This window comes from Pseudomonas sp. PS01297 (assembly GCF_029959305.1).
In the GTDB taxonomy this organism is placed as follows: Bacteria; Pseudomonadota; Gammaproteobacteria; order Pseudomonadales; family Pseudomonadaceae; genus Aquipseudomonas; species Aquipseudomonas helleri.
This window is the reverse complement of sequence record NZ_JASCPQ010000074.1, coordinates 12,402-29,469: the sequence shown is the minus strand read 5'-3', so window position 1 is coordinate 29,469 and position 17,068 is coordinate 12,402. Positions and strand designations below refer to the sequence as shown.

Below are 17,068 nucleotides of genomic sequence, written 5' to 3'. Positions count from 1 at the left end.
CGGGCTTGCGGGCGAGGCTTTTCAGAGCGCCTCATTTATTCGGCAAAAACGCGTCATCGTTAACGACCATCGCGAGCAAGCCCGCTCCCACAGAGGCCGAAATCGCTTAAGTGAACAGCATTGCGTTCCTGTAGGGGATGCGTACAACGACCTATCGATGCACTGGAGCACATCACATGGCGACATCCAATCCACGTTTCTCGGGTTATGGCCTGGGGTTGCGCAAGGAGCATTACAGCGACTTTCTTGAAACCTCGGTCGCCGTGGATTTCGTCGAAGTGATCTCCGAGAATTTTATGGTTGCAGGCGGCCAGCCACTGCATATCCTGCGCCAGATCCGTGAGCGGCACCCGGTGGCGCTGCACGGTGTGTCCATGTCCATCGGCACCGCCGAAGGGCTGGACCCTGACTACCTCAAGCGCCTCAAGTCGCTGGTGGACGCCATTGAACCGCTGTTTGTGTCCGACCATTTGAGTTGGTCGCGTACCGGCGGCTTCAACTCCCACGATTTGCTGCCACTGCCTTACACCGAAGAGGCACTGAACCTGGTCTGCGCCAATATCCATCAGGCTCAAGAGGCCCTGGGCCGCACTATGCTGTTTGAAAACCCGTCGAGCTATCTGGCTTTTGCGGGCGCGTCCATGAGCGAGTGGGAATTCATTGCCGAGATGTCCCGGCGTACCGGCTGCGAGCTGCTGCTGGACGTCAATAATGTGTTTGTCAGCGCCAGCAACCACGGCTTTGATGCACTGGCGTTTCTCGACGGCATACCCGCCGAGCGCGTGCGTCAGGTGCACCTCGCGGGCCACAGCCAGGGCCCCAGCCTGTTGATTGACAGCCATGACAGCCCGGTGTGCAGCGGCGTCTGGCACTTGTACGCCAAGGCCATTGAACGGCTGGGCCCGGTGGCCACCATGATCGAGCGTGATGATGAGATTCCGCCTTTGTCCGAACTGCTCGATGAACTCGCCATCGCCCGGGCATTGGGGGCCAGCGAGGCCAGGCATCGTACGCAGGTGCGCGCATGAACCTGGCCCGTTTGCAGCAGGAATTCCAGAACTGGCTGGTGAGCGCTTCGGATGAATCCGCCGCGCTCCTGGGCAATCATGTTGCCGGTCTGGCGGTGTACCAGAACAACTACCGGGCGCAATTGGTAGGCTGCCTGGAAGGCGCGTTCCCCAACCTGCGCCAATGGCTGGGGGATGAAGCCTTTTTAGCCACGTGCATTACCCATATCGACCGCCATCCGCCGCATGCCTGGACCCTTGATGTGTACCCCGAAGGCTTGCAAAAAACCTTGTATGAAGTCTTCCCCGACAACCCGGACGTACACGAACTGGCGTGGATCGAATGGTCACTGAGTGAGGCGTTTGTCGCCGCCGACGCTGCGCCCCTGCGGATGGATGCGCTGGCTTCGGTGGACTGGGACACCGCGCGCCTGCAATTGGCGCCGTCGCTGCGCAGCCATGCCTTGACCACCAATGCCGAAGCCATCTGGTCGGCCTTGTGGCAGCAAACCCCGCCGCCCGAAGCGGCGATGCTGGCCGAGGCGGGCGGGTTGCTGGTGTGGCGTCGTCAATACACCTCACGCCTGCGCCAGGTCGACGCGCTGGAACTGCACGCACTGCAGCACCTGCAACACGACGGCAGCTTTGCCGGGTTGTGCGAGTTTTTAGTCGAGCGTCTGGGCGAAGACGAGGGTATAGGCCGGGCCGGTGAACTGCTGGCTGGCTGGATTGGCAGTGAATTGATCGTCGGGGTTACCGACCACTAGCACTCAACGCCTCAGCGAATTGTTGCGGGGTCGGGCTTTCGGGCCAGCTCGCAATGGTGTCCGGCAGGCTCAGCCAGGGTTGCTTGTGCTTGACCCAAATATGCGCGACGGGCTGCAACGCAGGGCTGTTGTCCAGCGTGCCCACGCGCAACACCCGAAAACCGGGCGCAGCGCTGGTGGTGTTGTAGAGGCGAGTGTGGCACTGGCTGCACACGACGTGATCAGCGTGCTGGCTGTCAGTGTCATACGCGTAATGCGTCACCGGGCCGACCAGCGACAGGGCATCTGCTGGCACCAGCGCGTGCAGAGCAAAACTGCTGCCGCTCCAGGTTTGGCAATGCTGACAATGGCAGGCATACACTGCCAGCGCAGCGTCAGTCTCGAGGGTGTAATTCACGGCCGAGCAGCGGCATTTTCCAGTGAGTGTCATGGGTTAGGTTCCTCTTGGATGTCGGTAGGATATTCTTCGCAAGTCTGAGCGAGTACCTCCTCAAAGAACATTCGCCAAAACTGCCCAGCGGCTCACAGGAAATGTATGACCCCCCCTCAATTACAGTGGGAAACCCAACGTGCTTTTTTAGCGGTATTACGCACCGGCAGCCTGTCCGGGGCCGCACGTTTGCTGGGCATCGCCCAGGCCACTGCGCGTCGGCGCATCGAAGCGCTGGAGCAAAGTGTCGGAGTCAGCCTGTTTATTCGCTCGCCTGCCGGGTTGCTGCCCACCGAAATGGCCAAAGACCTGATCAGCCATGTTGAAGCCATGGCCATGGCGGCCAATGCCTTCAATCGCGCGGCATCGGCCGACGCGGCACTGGCCAGCGGCACGGTGCGCCTGACCAGCGGCCAATTGCTGGGTGTTGAAGTGCTGCCGCCGATGCTGCGTGCAGTGCGCCGCGAGCACCCGCAATTGGCCATCGAGCTCAGCGTGTCCAACCGCTTGCACGCACTGACGCAGCAAGAGGCAGACGTGGCCGTACGCATCCGCCGCCCTACTGAAGCTTCGGTGGTGGCGCGCAAAGTCGGGGAGTTGCGGGTCGGGTTGTACGCGGCTCCCGAGTTGCTGGAGCAAGAGGGCGGCCTGGCGACTGCCAGTGAGTTGAGTCGCTACCCGCTGATCGGTCCTGATCGCAATCTGGATGACCTGGAGTTTCTGCGTGAGCAGGGCTTTGACTGTGCACCTGAGCGGGCGTTGATTCGCACCGATGATCACCTCGCGCAACTGGCTGCGCTGCGGGCGGGGTTGGGGATCGGGGTGTGTCCTGAACAGTTGGCCCAGCGCTATGGGCTGGTACGAGTGCTACCCGAGCAAGTGGGTTTTGCCGTTGAGGTGTGGATCGCCATGCATCAGGACCGCCGCAGGGTGCAGCGTATTGGGTTGGTGTTCGATGCGCTGGGAACGGCCATGAGCGAGTTTCTGGCAGCCTGACCGCCGTGTTGTGAAACCCGGCATGACCCAGAGTTAGCCTCTGTGCCGCGCCGGGTGTGTTGCCAGCCCGCGTGCAGATGTCGTGGATCTGCACGCGGGCTGTTTGAACCTTTTAGTCGCGCTCGATGGCCAGAGCCACGCCCTGACCGCCGCCGATGCACAAGGTCGCGAGGCCTTTTTTGGCATCACGCTTGATCATTTCGTGCAGCAACGACACCAGCACGCGGCAGCCTGACGCTCCAATCGGGTGGCCCAGGGCAATGGCGCCGCCATTGACGTTGACCTTGTCCATGTCCCATTCCAACTCTTTGCTCACTGCCAGTGCTTGCGCGGCGAAGGCTTCGTTGGCTTCGATCAGGTCCAGTTGGTCGAGGCTCCAGCCGGCTTTTTTCAAGCAGGTGCGGGTTGCCGAAACCGGGCCGATGCCCATGATGGCCGGGTCGACACCGGCGTTGGCGTAACCGGCGATTCGGGCCAGCACGGGCAGGCCCAAGGCTTTGGCCTTGTCGGCGCTCATCAGCACCACGGCAGCAGCGCCGTCGTTGATGGTCGAGGAGTTGCCAGCGGTGACGCTGCCGTCTTTTTTGAACGCAGGCTTGAGTTTGCTCAAGGCCTCGGCGGTGATGCCGTCGCGCGGTTGTTCATCAACCTTGAACGAAATTGGCTCGCCTTTGCGCTGAGGAATCTGGATGGGGGTGATCTCGTCGGCAAAGCGCCCGGACTCGATGGCCGCAATGGCTTTTTGTTGCGACGCGGCGGCGAAGGCGTCCTGTTGCTCGCGGGTCAACTGGTATTTGTCCACCAGATTCTCGGCGGTGATGCCCATGTGGTAGTCGTTGAACGCGTCCATCAGGCCGTCTTGCAGCATGCTGTCGAACATTTTGGCGTGCCCCATGCGCAGGCCGGTGCGTGCGGCCGGCAGCACGTACGGCGCCAGGCTCATGCTTTCCATGCCGCCGGCGATGATGACCTCGGCATCGCCGCAGCGAATGGCCTGGGTGGCCAGGTGCAGCGCCTTGAGGCCCGAACCGCAGAGTTTGTTCAGGGTCAGCGCCGGTACAGCGTGGGGCAGACCGGCGAGGATCGACGCCTGACGCGCCGGGTTCTGGCCGCAGCCCGCAGTGAGCACCTGGCCGAGGATCACTTCGTCAACCTGCTCGCCTTTGAGGCCGGTGGTTTCCAGCAGTTGACGAATGACGGCAGCGCCGAGTTCGGCAGCCGGAATGTTGGCCAGCGCGCCCTGAAAACTGCCAATGGCCGTGCGGGTGGCGGCAACAATGACGACTTCTTGCATGACTTCTCTCCTTAAATAGTGGCGGATCAGGCGAACTGCATTTCCGGGACGTGGTCCGGGACGATCAATTTACCGGCTGTTTTGCTGACGATTTCTTCAACGCTGACGCCGGGCGCCCGCTCTTTGAGGATGAACGCGCCGTCTTCGATTTCCAGGTAGGCCAGGTCGGTCAACACCCGCTTGATGCACCCGGCCCCGGTCAGCGGCAGGCTGCAGCGCGACAGTAGTTTGGATTCGCCGTCTTTGGAGGCGTGGGTCATGGTGACGATGATGTTGTCGGCACCGGCCACCAGGTCCATCGCGCCGCCCATGCCCTTGACCAGCTTGCCGGGGATCATCCACGAGGCGATGTTGCCGTGTACATCCACCTCAAAGGCGCCCAGCACCGTCAGGTCAATGTGGCCGCCGCGAATCATCGCGAACGACTCGGCAGACGAGAAAATCGACGCGCCGGTGCGGGCAGTGACGGTTTGCTTGCCGGCGTTGATCATGTCGGCATCGGCTTCACCTTTGCGCGGGAAGGCGCCCATGCCGAGCAGGCCGTTTTCCGATTGCAGCATGACTTCCATGCCGTCGGGGATGTAGTTGGCGACCAGGGTCGGGATACCGATGCCGAGGTTCACGTAGAAGCCGTCCTGCATTTCGCGGGCGACGCGCTGAGCCATTTGTTCGCGGGTAAGGGACATTATTATTCTCCGTGCTCTGAATCCAGAGCTTAAGGCTGGGGGCAGGGGATCAAGAGCGCTCAGTGAGCTGTTCGATACGTTTTTCAAACGTGCCGCAAATGATCCGGTCGACGTAGATGCCAGGGGTGTGGATCTGCGCCGGGTCCAGCTCGCCGGGTTCAACAATTTCTTCGACTTCGACCACGGTGATCTTGCCCGCGGTAGCGGCCAGCGGGTTGAAGTTTTGCGCGGTGTGGCGGTAGATCACGTTACCGAAATGGTCGGCTTTCCAGCCTTTGACGATGGCAAAGTCGCCGGTGATGGACTCTTCCATCAGGTAGTCGCGGCCTTTGAATTGGCGGGTTTCCTTGCCTTCAGCGACCGGCGTGCCTACGCCTGTGGCAGTGAAAAACGCCGGGATACCCGCACCGCCTGCGCGCATTTTTTCTGCGAGGGTGCCTTGGGGGGTGAGTTCGACTTCGATTTCGCCGCTGAGCAGTTGCTTCTCGAAGAGCGCGTTTTCGCCCACGTAGGAGGCGATCACTTTGCTGATCTGGCGGTCTTCCAGGAGGATGCCGAGGCCGAAACCGTCGACGCCACAGTTGTTGGACACCACGGTCAGATCACGGGTGCCTTTGCGTTTGATCTCGTTGATCAGGTTCTCGGGGATGCCGCACAGACCAAAACCGCCTGAAATCACGGTCATGCCATCTTCGAGCCCGGCCAGCGCTTCCTCGTAGGAAGCTACGCGCTTATCAAAACCTGCCATATGCACCTCTTTTATTATTGATGGGTGATGGTGTGTCGAATGGTACGAGTGTTACTCCACTGGATTGATTTGTTAAATTGATTTTTGCGGTTGATTGATAGATAAATCGAAACAATTAAACACGAGAGCACGCCCATGACGGTGAAACAGATCCGCGCCTTCCTTGCCGTGGCGCAAAGCCTGAGCTTTGCCGTGGCCTGCGAGCGCCTGCATTTATCGCAATCGGCCTTGAGCCTGACCATCAAGGCGCTGGAAGAAGGGCTGGGCGGGCGTTTGTTCAGCCGCACCACGCGCAACGTGGCCCTGACCCCTGAAGGCCAGGCGCTGTTGCCGCGGGCGCGTAAGCTGGTGGCGGACTGGGACAACGCAGAAGACGAAATGCGCCAACTGTTCACCTTGCAGCGTGGACGGGTGACGTTGGCGGCGATTCCGTCGTTTGCCTGCAACCTGCTGCCGCCGATTCTCAAGCATTTTCGCCTGCGCTATCCAAAGCTCAATGTCACGGTCAACGACGTCATCAACGAGCAGGTGCTGGAAATGGTCCGTGATCGCCAGGTTGAACTGGGGGTCGCATTTGAGCCGGCGCCGGGGTCATCACTGACATTCACCCCGCTGTACATCGACCGTTTTGTGGCGGTGGTGCCCAGTGACAGCCCGCTGGCGAATGCCACAGTGATCGACTGGAAAACCTTGCTGGAGCAGCCGTTTATCACCCTGCAACGGCCGTCGGCGGTGCGGGTGCTGCTGGAAGAACATCTGCAGGCGCGGCAGATGAAACTGCCGGTGGAGTTCGAAAGCCATCAACTGGCTACCGTCGGGCGCATGGTCGCCAGCGGGTTAGGTGTGAGCGCCGTTCCGGCCCTGTGCGTCGAGCAAATGCGCGAATTGGGCGCGCGTTGCATCACCTTGCACGAGCCGATCGTCGAACGGGCGATGGGTGTGTTGACCAAGCCGGGGCATGAACTGTCAGCGGCCGCGCAGGCACTGTTCGACAGCCTGCAGGATGAGTGGAAATCCCCATGACTCGCACCGGGAATTGGCGAAATCAAACTGTAGGAGCGAGCTTGTCTCGCGATCTTTTAAAGATCAAAAGATCGCGAGGCAAGCTCGCTCCTACGGAGGTTTATATGAGCATTAAACCTTTTTTGTTGACGGCAACAAAATGGTCAAAATGCCCAGCAACGGCAGGTATGAACACAGCGAATACACGTACTCAATGCCGTGAATGTCCGCCAAGTGCCCGAGCAAGGCCGCGCCGATGCCGCCAAAGCCGAACATCAAACCGAAGAATACCCCGGCGATCATGCCGACATTGCCCGGCACCAGTTCTTGCGCATACACCACGATGGCCGAGAACGCAGAGGCCAGAATAAAGCCGATGATCATGCTCAGGATGCCGGTCCAGAACAGGTCGACATAGGGCAGCGCGAGGCTGAACGGTGCAGCGCCGAGTATCGAGAACCAGATCACCGCTTTACGCCCGATCTTGTCGCCAATCGGGCCGCCAAAGAAGGTGCCCGCTGCCACTGCGCCGAGGAACAGGAACAGATACAACTGGGAACTGGCCACCGACAGGTCAAACTTTTTGATCAGGAAAAAAGTGAAGTAGCTGGTGAAACTGGACATGTAGAAGTACTTGGAGAACACCAGCAACGCCAGTACCACCAGGGCACCGGTCACGTGTTTTTTAGACAGACCGTGGGTGGCCACGCTGCCTTGCTTGAGCTTGAACAGGTTGAGGTGGTGGCGGTACCAGCGGCTCAAGCCGAACAGGATCAAGATGGCAAAGGCCGCGAACAGGCCGAACCACGCTACGTTGCCCTGACCGTAAGGGATGACGATGGCCGCTGCCAGCAACGGGCCGAAGGCGCTGCCCGCATTACCGCCGACCTGGAAGGTGGATTGTGCCAGGCCATAACGCCCGCCCGAAGCCAGCCGCGCAACCCGCGAAGTCTCGGGGTGAAAGGTCGATGAGCCAACACCGATCAGCGCCGATGCCACCAGAATTGAGGTGAACGAGCCGACAAACGCCAGCATCAAAATGCCGATCAAGGTGCACACCATGCCCGCGGGCAGCAGCCACGGCTTGGGGTGGCGGTCGGTGTAATAGCCGACGCCCGGTTGCAGCAGCGAAGCGGTGAGCTGGAAGGTCAGGGTAATCAGGCCGATTTGGGTAAAGCTCAGGTCATAGTTGGCCTTGAGCATCGGGTAAATCGACGGCAGCACGGCTTGAATCAGGTCGTTGATCAGGTGGGCTAGCGCGCACGCGGCGATCACGCGCATGACCAACGGGCTGGACTGGCTGCTGACTGAGGCACTGGGACTGCTGCTGGGGCTGCTGGTAGCCGCCGGGTTCGTACTTGTTATAGACATCGAAGATCATCCGGGCAGGGAGTAAGGACACTGGATGCACGCAGGCAAACCAGCGGCTATCCTAGGTTTCGCGAAATTGCCTGTCTCGCGCAATTCGGGCGCTCACTGTCGCAAAAAGGGAATCATGATCAAACCGCTGAAAGAATTTCTGCTTGAGGTCGATGAAGCGCACTGGACAGTTAGCTGTAGCGCTACCGATTACCCGGCCGACTGGGTTATCGCGCCGCATTCCCACGCCAAGCATCAATTGCTGTATGCCATTGAAGGGGTGATGGTGGTGCACTCGGCGTTAAGCCAGTGGACGGTGCCGCCCAGTCGTGGCATCTGGATGCCCTGTGGTCAGGTGCACTCGGTGCGATGCGTTGGCCCGCTGAAAATGCGCAGCGTGTATGTTCGGCCTGAGGTGGTGGCACAACTGCCGACCCAGACCCGTGCAGTGAGTATTTCGGCGCTGTTGAGTGAACTGATCAAGGCCTCAGTCGACATCCGTGCGCCTTACGAGGCCGACTCGCGAGAAGACCGGATCATGAAGCTGATTCTGGATGAACTGGCGATTTTACCGGTGCTGCCGCTGCACCTGCCGCAGCCGCTCGACCCGCGCATCCAGAGCATTTGCAGCGTGTTGCAGCGTGACCCTGGCGACGGCTCGACCCTGGCCGACTGGAGTGCCCGGTTGGCGCTGGATGAAAAAACCATCCAGCGGCTGTTTCACAAGGAAACCGGCATGACCTTTGGCCAATGGCGCCAGCAATCGCGGTTGCTACTGGCGTTGGAACGAATTGCCGTCGGCGAGAAAATCATCGATGTCGCCGGGTCATTGGGCTACGACAGCCCCAGTGCATTCACCACCATGTTCAAAAAGCAATTCGGCAAAACACCGAGCAATTTCTTCAAATAACTACGGTGCTGCAGGTGCGACCTTTTGCTCGTTCAAGAGATCGCTATATAGTTCGCGCTACAGCGAATTCTTCCGCACAGACAGGACCTGACCGTGAGTGCACAACCCAAAGAGGCCGTAGGCCCCATCTATAACATTGACGCCATGCGTCGCGCCCAGGCGAATACCTGGAAGGCCATCGAAACGCTGTCGGCGCTGATCAAACCCGGCATGCACGAAACCGAAGCCGTGGCGCTGGGCAAGCAGGTACTGGCGGATCTGGACATGCAGCGCATCTGGCACCCGTTGTTGGTGCGCTTTGGTGCCAACACCCTGAAAACCTTCAAACAGCGCTCTGATGGCGACCCGGTGCTGGGTGAAAACGATATTTTCTTTATCGACATGGGAGCGGTCTGGGAAGGGCACGAAGGTGATGCCGGTGAAACCTTCGTGACGGGCAACGATCCTGAAATGAAAGCCTGCGCTGAAGCAGCCAAAACGTTGTTTGAGCGGGTGCAGGCCAAGTGGAAGAACGAGCAGGTGGCGGGGCTTGAGTTGTACCGCTACGCCCAAGAGCAGGCCAAGGACATGGGCTGGGTGCTGAACCTTGATATCAAGGGCCACCGTGTCAGCGACTTCCCTCACGCCATCCACCGGGGCGGTGACTTGGGTGACTTTGATCATTACCCGAATAAAGGGCTGTGGATTCTGGAAATCCAGATCGCCCACCCGAGCAAAGCCTACGGTGCCTTCTACGAAGATCTGCTGGCCTGATTGACTCAACCCTGTGTAGGAGCGAGCTCGTCTCGCGATCTTTTGATCGTTTAAAGATCGCGAGGCAAGCTCGCTCCTACAGGGGCCAATCAGGGCTTAATACGTAAACGCTATCGGCGGGTGGCGGCCATTGAGCAGGAACTCGCCAATCGCCTTGTATTTGTAAGCCAGCGAATCATGGGTGGTATGGGTACGGGCGTTGCGCCAATGGCGATCGAAGTTGTGCAGGCTTTGCGTGGTGGCTGCGCCGCCGACTTCATACAAACGCTCGCACACATGCAGCGCCGCACGGGTTGAAGCGATTTTTGCTTGGGCCACTTCGATGGAGGCCTTCGCCAGGACCGCTTCCAGTTCATCGCCTTGCAGCAGGCCCTGTAACTGGCTGCGGGCAGCGAAGTCGACTGCCGCTGCGGCTTTCTCAACCAGCGCTTCGGCGCCGTGGATGGAGGCGGCAAGGTCGCCAATGGTGTGCAAAATGTACGGATCATCGCTGGCCCGCTGCACACCGCTTTCACGCACCGGGCGTGAGCCGTTGCGCGCCCATGACACCGCATCGTCCAGCGCTGCCAGGCCAATGCCGATGTCGATAGAGCAATGGATCAGTTGCGCGCTGGCGCCAATGTAATTACGCCGTTGATACCACTGGCTCAAGGGGATTACCTGTTCGGGCGCTACCTGCACGTTTTCCAGCAGAGTGCTGCCGCTGGCCGTGGTGCGCTGGCCCATGCCGTCCCAGTCATCGAGCAGGGTGATGCCCGGTGTATTGGCCGCAAGCATGACGTACAGTGCGGCGCCGGTCTCGTCCACGGCCTGGATTTTCAGCAGGTTGGCAAACAGGCAGCCGGTGCTGTAGAACTTGCTGCCGTTGAGGATCAGTTGCTCGCCGCGATGTTCGAGACGGGTGTGGATCTCACCGCGAAAAGTGCCGCTGCGCTCGGCAATCGCACCCGATGACAGCTGGCGGTCTGCGAAAGCCCCCAGGTAACGGGCCTGTTGCTCCGGGTTGGCGATCAGGCGCAGGTGCTCGACGGTGGCGAAGTGCGGAAAAATGGCCTGGGCCACACACGGGTCAGCCTTGGCCAGGGTAATGAAAATCCGCGCTACATCGACTTGGCTGATATCGCCACCGCCCAGTTCGACGGGCACTCGTGCGGCGCCCAGCCCTGACTGGCGGATCAACTCGATTTGTTCGTGGGGCAGGGTTCGCTCGGCATCGCGTTGGGCAGCGCCGGGCTGGATCTGCGCAGCCAGTTGTGTGGCCAGGGCGACGTAGTCAGTCATGTGTTTTTTCCAGGGTTGAAGGGGCGTCGCGCAAGGCTTTGCGCGGTACGCCGAAGAACAGGATCAAGGCGCCGCTGGCGACCATGGCCGCCACGATATAAAGGGCCAGGCGAATGTCGCCGGTGGCGGTTTTGATCTGGCCGATCATGATCGGGGTCAGCAGGCTGCTGATTTGCCCGCAGCAATTGACCATGGCCAGACCCGCCGCTTTTGCCCGGTCTGACAGGTAGTACGTAGGGATGGTCCAGAACACTGCCGTGGCGCTCAGGTAGCCGGTGGTCATCAGGATCATCGTCGCCACGGTTGCGGTCGGGCTGCTCAGGCATTGCGGCAAGATCAACATGGCCAGCGCCGCCAGCAGACCGGGCACGGTGAAGTGCCAGCGCCGTTCTTGATGCTGGTCTGAGTGGCGACACACCAGCAGCATCACCCCCACGGCGATGACGTAGGGCAGGGCTGAGAGCAGGCCCAACTGGCTGAGGCTGGTAATGCCCGAGTCACGGATGATTGACGGTGCCCAGATGTTGGTCACATTGCCGGTACTCATGATGGTCAGGCAGTAGGCGAGGACGATAAACCAGACTTTGCGGTCTTTAAGTGCACCCAGAAAATGCTGATGGCCGCCCGGTTGGCGGCGCCCGCGTTCCTCGGCCAACGCTTGCTCGATGCGCCGTTTTTCATCCTGGCTGAGCCAGCGTGCGTCGGCCGGGCGGTTGTCCAGCCAGTACCAGGCGAACAGCCCGGCCAGAATCGGCGGCAAGCCAGTCAACACGAACAGCCATTGCCAGCCGTGGAACCCGGCCACGGTGTCGAAGTGGCTCATGATCGACGTCGACAGCGGGCCGCCGATAATCCCGCACACGGCAATCGCCATGATGAACCTTGAGGTGATCCGCGCCCGGTGACTGGCCGGAAACCAGTACGTCAGGTACAGGATCACCCCCGGGAAAAACCCCGCCTCGGCCGCGCCCAGCAGCACGCGTAGCACATAGAATTGCGCGGGTGTCTGGGCAAAAGTCGTTGCCACGGTCACCAGCCCCCACAGGATCATGATGCGGGTCATGGTCTTTTTGGCGCCGATCTTTTCCAGCAGCAAGTTGCTGGGAATTTCGAACAGCAAATAGCCGATGGAGAACACCCCGACAATGATGCCGAAGGTGGCATCACTGATATTCAGGTCGGTTTTGAAGCGCAGGTGGGCAAAGCCAATATTGACCCGGTCCAGCCAATTGAGCACAAAACACAGAAACAAAAAGGGCATGATCCGCCAGGCAAGCTTGCGGTACAGGGCCTGATCAAAACCCTCGGCCGCATGCGGCGAGGAGTGAGTGACGGGCGAGGCAATGGGCGGATTCATGGGCACTTACCAGCTCACGTCGACTTTGGCGAAGTAGTACGCGCCGTCCAGACCATAGGGTGAGTACCAGCTGTAGGTCGGGTTGTCGGTGGGGGCGAAGTAGTACTTTTTGGCTTCGTCGTTAAGCTGCTGCGGGCGACGGTTGAAGATGTTTTCGCCGCCCACGGTCAGCTTTACCGCGTCGCTCAGCCAGTAGCCCACGCTCAGGTCGGTGATAAACGCCGGGTCGATTTCTTCGTCGCGGGTCGGCGACACCTGGTTCAGGCCGGTGACGCCGGTGTAGTGGGTTTCTTTGAGGTTGACGTCGAAGTCGCCCAGTTGCCACGCGGTGTTCAACGAGGTGACGTTTTTCGGGTAGGCGCTGGTCAGGTTGCCGATCTTGTCGCGGCCCACGGCGGTCACGCCGGTGCCGGCCAGTGCGGCGGGTTCCTTGACTTTGCGCACGGTCTGCAAGCTCTGGTTGCTGAGCAAGGTCCACTTGACCTTGCCGTACTGGCCGAAGTCGTAGCGGTAGTCGGCCACCAGGTCGATCCCGCGGGTGCGGGTGTCGGCCAGGTTGCCGAAGTACGAGACGATCTGGTTCGGGTCCAGGCCTTTGCTTGCCAGCAGGTTGGACACGGCCGGGCCTTGCAGGTTGCTGGTTTGCAGGATGCGGTTGTTGATGTCGATCTGGTACAGGTCGACGGTGATGTCCAGGTTGGAGGTTGGCGTGGCGACAAAGCCGACGCTGTAGTTCATCGATTTTTCCGGCTTCAGTGCTTTGGCGCCCAAGGCCTGGCCGGCCGCATCATCGACGGTAACGTAGCGCGTCACGTTCTGTTCAAGTTGCCCGGTGAGGGTGTTGGCGCGCCAGGCTGTCAGCGACGAAGAGTAGTATTCCTGCTGCAAGGACGGTGCCCGGAAACCGTTGCTCACCGTGCCGCGCATTGCAAATTGCGGGGTGAAGGCATAGCGGGTCGAGAGCTTGCCGCTGGCGGTGTCGCCAAAGTCGCTGTAATGCTCAAAACGCCCGGCCACGCTGGCATCCCACTTGTCGGTCAGGCTCTGGCTGAAGTCGACGTAGCCTGCGGTGTTGGTGCGCGAATAGTTATGCGCATCCGCCGGGGTAAAGCCGGTCAGGCCCGGTGCACCGGGGTTGGGGCGCTGGCCTGCCAACGGGCTGCCGACCGGGAACACGTAGCCACCGTCGCCATAAGAAGCCAGTTCGCCGGACTGGATCTCGAAGCCTTCGCGACGGAACTCAAGGCCGGTCGAGACGTTCAACGGTTTCTCGAACAGACCGGTGTCAAAGGCGCGGGTCAGGTCGAGGTTGTTAGTCCACTGGTTGGCAATCAGGTTGCCGCCGTCCATGTTGCGCGGGCTGTCGGGCCCGAAAGACGGGTTGATCGACTTCTCATTGCGGATGTTGGCGTTGTCCTGGCCGAAGCTGGTGCTCAGATCCCACTTCCAGCCGAACAGGTTGTCGTTGCGCAGGCCCACCACGGTCTGGAAGTCATCCTCTTCGACCACAAAGCGCGGCGAGAAACCGTCCGGGTACACCGAGACGATATTTTGCGGTGAGCTGGCGGTGCGGTAGGTGCCCCAGCTCTCTGAGTTGCGATGGCTGGCGGTGGAGAACGAGTACAACGTGTAGTCCGCGTTAAGCGGCAACTCCATGTTGTAGGCCAGGTTATAGGTTTGCGAGCGCGGCTGGCCCATGATCTGGCGGTAGCGACTCTCGCCGTTTTCCCGTGGGTCAGGCTGGCCGTTGACCGGGAAATAGATGCGGGTGCGCGCCGGTACGGCACCGGCCACGTTGGAGTTGTCTTGAATGCCGAGGTCGGCACTCAGGCTGAAAAAGCCATCGTTGGGCAGTTCAAAGCCCTGGTTCACCGACGCCTGACCGCGTGCGCCGAAGTTGCCTTTGCCGCCCACGCGGTCTTTGAACTGGCCGTACAGGGCGCTGCCGCTGCCGCCCGAGCTGTTGCTTTTGAGGATGATGTTGATCACCCCGGCAATCGCATCCGAGCCGTATTGCGCTGCCGCGCCGTCACGCAGCACTTCGATGTGATCGACCGCCGAAATCGGGATCAGGTCCAGGTCGGTGGGCGACTGGCCGCTGGCCGTGGCCGCTGTCTGGACGAAGATCAGCGAGGTGGTATGGCGGCGTTTGCCGTTCACTAGCACCAACACATGGTTGCCGCCCAGTCCGCGCAACGTGGCGGACTTCACTGACAAGCCGGTGCCACCGGTAAACCCGGCGGCATTGGTGTACGACGGCACCGCGGCAGCCAATGCATCACGCAGGTTTTGTTTGCCCGAACGCATCAAATCGTCGGCGCTGATCACGTCAATCGGCGCAAGGCTCTTGGCCACGGTGCGGCCGCCGTCACGGGCGCCGGTCACCACCACGGTTTGCAGTGAAGGCATGCTCGACTCTTCGGCGAGCGCAGGCTGGCTGGCATACAGACCGAGAATCCCGACGGTCAGCAGGCTCAGCTTGGGGCGGAAATTTTTACGTGGGCGAAACATGGTGAGGCTCCAAAAATGATTGGCGCCCGCTTTCCATTCCTGGTGGTGGGTGTTCCTGACAGGTCGTGGTGGCGAGTAAGTGTTAGGGGCTGTCAGTGAGGTTGCATTACGTCGGTTCGGGCCTCGTCGATCAAAGCCAGATGCTGTTGCAGGCGGTTGTTGCGATCGGCCAGCAGCAAGCGTTTGGTCCATTGCATGGCGCGTGAGTCATGGGCTGCCAGACGCCGGGCGAGGTCCAGCGCGGCGGCGATGGAATCGTCGACCACAGCATTGACCAGCCCCAGTTCCAGTGCCTGCGCGGCATCGAACGGGCGTGCGCTGAGCATGATATCCAGCGCCGCCGCTTCGCCGATCAGGCTGGGCAGGGTGATGGTGCTGAAACCAGAGAGCATGCCATGACCGACTTCGGGAAAGCTGAAGCGGGTGTCGTGCCGGGCAATACGGAAATCGCAATGAATCGCCAGGCTGATGCCCAGGCCCAGGGTATGGCCCTGCAACGCGGCGATCACTGGCTTGGTCAACGGGGTGCCCACGCCGGGCAGCGAATTGGCCAGTACCTGTGTGCTGACAGTCTCACCTGTGGCGGCAATTTCCTTGAGATCAGAACCGGCGCAAAAGGCCCGCTCACCGGCACCGCGCAGCACGATGGCGCGCACTGCGCAGTCGTCTTGCGCACGCTGCCAGACCTGCGCGAGGGCCAATTTGGCAGCACCGTTCAAGGCATTCAAGCGCTCCGGACGATTGAGCGTGACCAGTAAAACGCCGTCTTCAACTATTTCGTACTCGACAGTCATGGCTTCGATTCAGTGTCGTTTTAAGGAAAACGCATTGCCACTTGAGCTCTGCGTCAAAGTGAGCAAAACTTAAATCATGTGCACAATACAAACAATGTGTTTGTTATATGAACATATTCTTATGTACTTCCATATGGTTATAAAAGATGAAAGCAATCGTTCTAAAAGATTTCGGTGGCCCCGAGCAGTTGCAGCTTGAGACGGTGCCGACGCCACAGCCAGACACCCATGAAGTGCTGGTGCGCATCGAAGCCGCTGGTGTGTGTCATCACGATTTGATGCACCGCGCCGGCAAGTTGCCGGGGGCGCATACCGGTGTGGTGCTCGGTCATGAAGTGTCGGGCGAGGTGGTTGAAGTAGGTGCCCAAGTGCATCACTTGAAAGTCGGCAGCCGCGTGGTGGTGTACCAGCGACGTTTTTGCGGGCAGTGCCGTGACTGCTTGCGTGGACGCCAGGATTTGTGCCGCGCTTTAGGCTTGCCCTCTGTCGACACCGAAGGCGCGTATGCCGAATACCTGCGCGTACCTGCGGCTTCAGCAGTGCAATTGCCGGACAGTATTGGCTATACCGATGCCGCCCTGGCGTGTTGCCCGATCGCCACCAGCGTGCGTGCGCTGGTGTCGCAAGCACAGCTCAAACCGGGTGAAACCGTATTGATCAACGGCGCCAGCGGCGGGTTGGGTGCGCATCAATTACAACTGGCGCGCTCGCTGGGCGCGCGGGTGATTGCAGTGACTGGCAGCGCTGACAAAGTGGACTTTTTGCGTACCTTAGGCGCCCATGACGTGGTGGTGGCGGGCAGCGAAGGCTACAGCGCCGCCGTCTGGCAACTGACCGGGCGCCAGGGTGTCGACGTGGCCATGGAGAACGTCGGCCACACCTTGCACGACACCTTGCGCAGCATGGCGATGGGCGGGCGCGTGGTGGTGCTGGGCAATGTGCAGCCGGGCACAGTGCCGGTGTCGCCGGGGCTGTTGATAGGCCGACGCCTGAGCCTGCTTGGCTCCGGCAGCGCCACGCTGGAGGATTTGCGCACGGCGTTGGCAATGATCGAGGCCGGTCAGGTCCGGCCTTTGATCGACCGGGTGCTGCCGTTTACCGAAGTGGCTCAGGCCCACGCCTTGCTCGAAAAACGGCAGGTCAATGGCCGCATCGTCCTCAGTGGGTGGTGAG

General features: G+C 60.5%; 16 protein-coding genes. 7 read left to right on the top strand and 9 right to left on the bottom strand.

What is annotated here, in order from left to right:
• Window positions 1-176: 176 nt before the first annotated feature.
• On the top strand, window positions 177-1,028 hold the full coding sequence (locus tag QMX84_RS19480; RefSeq protein WP_282364565.1) for a DUF692 domain-containing protein: 852 nt from the start codon (window positions 177-179) through the stop codon (window positions 1,026-1,028).
• Complete coding sequence (locus QMX84_RS19475) at window positions 1,025-1,774, top strand: DNA-binding domain-containing protein (protein ID WP_282364564.1); 750 nt, start codon at window positions 1,025-1,027, stop codon at window positions 1,772-1,774. Before QMX84_RS19480 ends, QMX84_RS19475 begins: the two co-directional genes overlap by 4 nt.
• Here the strand turns inward: QMX84_RS19475 and QMX84_RS19470 are convergent.
• The gene (locus QMX84_RS19470) at window positions 1,761-2,204 is read right to left on the bottom strand and encodes a GFA family protein (RefSeq protein WP_262123611.1); all 444 of its coding nucleotides are present in this window, start codon (window positions 2,202-2,204) and stop codon (window positions 1,761-1,763) included. The genes QMX84_RS19475 and QMX84_RS19470 overlap by 14 nt on opposite strands.
• 105 nt (window positions 2,205-2,309) lie before the next feature.
• On the opposite strand from QMX84_RS19470, the gene QMX84_RS19465 reads away from it, so the two are divergent.
• On the top strand, window positions 2,310-3,200 hold the full coding sequence (locus tag QMX84_RS19465; RefSeq protein WP_282364563.1) for a LysR family transcriptional regulator: 891 nt from the start codon (window positions 2,310-2,312) through the stop codon (window positions 3,198-3,200).
• Window positions 3,201-3,312: 112 nt separating this feature from the next.
• On the opposite strand, the gene QMX84_RS19460 is transcribed toward QMX84_RS19465, so the two are convergent.
• The 3 genes from QMX84_RS19460 to QMX84_RS19450 are packed head-to-tail and all read right to left on the bottom strand — an operon-like array spanning window position 3,313 to window position 5,928.
• Complete coding sequence (locus tag QMX84_RS19460) at window positions 3,313-4,494, bottom strand: acetyl-CoA C-acetyltransferase (protein WP_262123609.1); 1,182 nt, start codon at window positions 4,492-4,494, stop codon at window positions 3,313-3,315.
• Between the two features lie 26 nt (window positions 4,495-4,520).
• Window positions 4,521-5,180: a CoA transferase subunit B gene (locus QMX84_RS19455; RefSeq protein WP_282364562.1), complete on the bottom strand. Its 660-nt coding sequence runs from the start codon at window positions 5,178-5,180 to the stop codon at window positions 4,521-4,523.
• Window positions 5,181-5,229: 49 nt separating this feature from the next.
• Window positions 5,230-5,928 carry a CoA transferase subunit A gene (locus QMX84_RS19450; protein WP_153391113.1) on the bottom strand — a complete coding sequence of 233 codons (699 nt, stop codon included), beginning with the start codon at window positions 5,926-5,928 and terminating at the stop codon, window positions 5,230-5,232.
• A 135-nt stretch (window positions 5,929-6,063) separates the two neighbouring features.
• Here QMX84_RS19450 and QMX84_RS19445 point away from each other — a divergent pair, with 135 nt between their 5' ends.
• The gene (locus QMX84_RS19445; protein WP_282364561.1) at window positions 6,064-6,951 is read left to right on the top strand and encodes a LysR family transcriptional regulator; all 888 of its coding nucleotides are present in this window, start codon (window positions 6,064-6,066) and stop codon (window positions 6,949-6,951) included.
• Between the two features lie 111 nt (window positions 6,952-7,062).
• Here QMX84_RS19445 and QMX84_RS19440 read toward each other — a convergent pair whose 3' ends face one another.
• Window positions 7,063-8,301, bottom strand: coding sequence for an MFS transporter (locus tag QMX84_RS19440; protein ID WP_282364560.1), 1,239 nt, complete (start codon window positions 8,299-8,301; stop codon window positions 7,063-7,065).
• Between the two features lie 76 nt (window positions 8,302-8,377).
• Here QMX84_RS19440 and QMX84_RS19435 point away from each other — a divergent pair, with 76 nt between their 5' ends.
• Window positions 8,378-9,199 carry a helix-turn-helix transcriptional regulator gene (locus QMX84_RS19435; RefSeq protein ID WP_048387062.1) on the top strand — a complete coding sequence of 274 codons (822 nt, stop codon included), beginning with the start codon at window positions 8,378-8,380 and terminating at the stop codon, window positions 9,197-9,199.
• Between the two features lie 93 nt (window positions 9,200-9,292).
• Entirely contained in the window at window positions 9,293-9,952 is a 660-nt protein-coding gene (locus tag QMX84_RS19430) for a M24 family metallopeptidase (RefSeq protein WP_282364559.1), read from the top strand.
• A gap of 96 nt (window positions 9,953-10,048) precedes the next feature.
• On the opposite strand, the gene QMX84_RS19425 is transcribed toward QMX84_RS19430, so the two are convergent.
• The 4 genes from QMX84_RS19425 to QMX84_RS19410 form a co-directional block, all read right to left on the bottom strand.
• Complete coding sequence (locus QMX84_RS19425) at window positions 10,049-11,233, bottom strand: acyl-CoA dehydrogenase family protein (protein ID WP_282364558.1); 1,185 nt, start codon at window positions 11,231-11,233, stop codon at window positions 10,049-10,051.
• Window positions 11,226-12,590, bottom strand: coding sequence for an MFS transporter (locus tag QMX84_RS19420; protein WP_282364557.1), 1,365 nt, complete (start codon window positions 12,588-12,590; stop codon window positions 11,226-11,228). The genes QMX84_RS19425 and QMX84_RS19420 overlap by 8 nt, the downstream gene beginning before the upstream one ends.
• Window positions 12,591-12,596: 6 nt before the next feature.
• A complete protein-coding gene (locus QMX84_RS19415) occupies window positions 12,597-15,101 on the bottom strand; it encodes a TonB-dependent receptor (RefSeq protein WP_282364556.1) in 2,505 nt (834 codons plus the stop codon).
• Between the two features lie 92 nt (window positions 15,102-15,193).
• Entirely contained in the window at window positions 15,194-15,895 is a 702-nt protein-coding gene (locus QMX84_RS19410; protein ID WP_048387026.1) for an enoyl-CoA hydratase/isomerase family protein, read from the bottom strand.
• A gap of 146 nt (window positions 15,896-16,041) precedes the next feature.
• On the opposite strand from QMX84_RS19410, the gene QMX84_RS19405 reads away from it, so the two are divergent.
• A complete protein-coding gene (locus tag QMX84_RS19405; protein ID WP_282364555.1) occupies window positions 16,042-17,067 on the top strand; it encodes an alcohol dehydrogenase catalytic domain-containing protein in 1,026 nt (341 codons plus the stop codon).
• Window position 17,068: the final 1 nt, after the last annotated feature.

Bases quoted from the DNA above. Each gene is read 5' to 3' on its own strand.
- QMX84_RS19410 (WP_048387026.1), bottom strand. From the start codon at position 15,895: ATGACTGTCGAGTACGAAATAGTTGAAGACGGCGTTTTACTGGTCACG.
- QMX84_RS19480 (WP_282364565.1), top strand. From the start codon at position 177: ATGGCGACATCCAATCCACGTTTCTCGGGTTATGGCCTGGGGTTGCGC.
- QMX84_RS19475 (WP_282364564.1), top strand. From the start codon at position 1,025: ATGAACCTGGCCCGTTTGCAGCAGGAATTCCAGAACTGGCTGGTGAGC.
- QMX84_RS19425 (WP_282364558.1), bottom strand. From the start codon at position 11,233: ATGACTGACTACGTCGCCCTGGCCACACAACTGGCTGCGCAGATCCAG.
- QMX84_RS19420 (WP_282364557.1), bottom strand. From the start codon at position 12,590: ATGAATCCGCCCATTGCCTCGCCCGTCACTCACTCCTCGCCGCATGCG.
- QMX84_RS19415 (WP_282364556.1), bottom strand. From the start codon at position 15,101: ATGTTTCGCCCACGTAAAAATTTCCGCCCCAAGCTGAGCCTGCTGACC.
- QMX84_RS19445 (WP_282364561.1), top strand. From the start codon at position 6,064: ATGACGGTGAAACAGATCCGCGCCTTCCTTGCCGTGGCGCAAAGCCTG.
- QMX84_RS19460 (WP_262123609.1), bottom strand. From the start codon at position 4,494: ATGCAAGAAGTCGTCATTGTTGCCGCCACCCGCACGGCCATTGGCAGT.
- QMX84_RS19455 (WP_282364562.1), bottom strand. From the start codon at position 5,180: ATGTCCCTTACCCGCGAACAAATGGCTCAGCGCGTCGCCCGCGAAATG.
- QMX84_RS19450 (WP_153391113.1), bottom strand. From the start codon at position 5,928: ATGGCAGGTTTTGATAAGCGCGTAGCTTCCTACGAGGAAGCGCTGGCC.
- QMX84_RS19405 (WP_282364555.1), top strand. From the start codon at position 16,042: ATGAAAGCAATCGTTCTAAAAGATTTCGGTGGCCCCGAGCAGTTGCAG.
- QMX84_RS19465 (WP_282364563.1), top strand. From the start codon at position 2,310: ATGACCCCCCCTCAATTACAGTGGGAAACCCAACGTGCTTTTTTAGCG.
- QMX84_RS19440 (WP_282364560.1), bottom strand. From the start codon at position 8,301: ATGTCTATAACAAGTACGAACCCGGCGGCTACCAGCAGCCCCAGCAGC.
- QMX84_RS19470 (WP_262123611.1), bottom strand. From the start codon at position 2,204: ATGACACTCACTGGAAAATGCCGCTGCTCGGCCGTGAATTACACCCTC.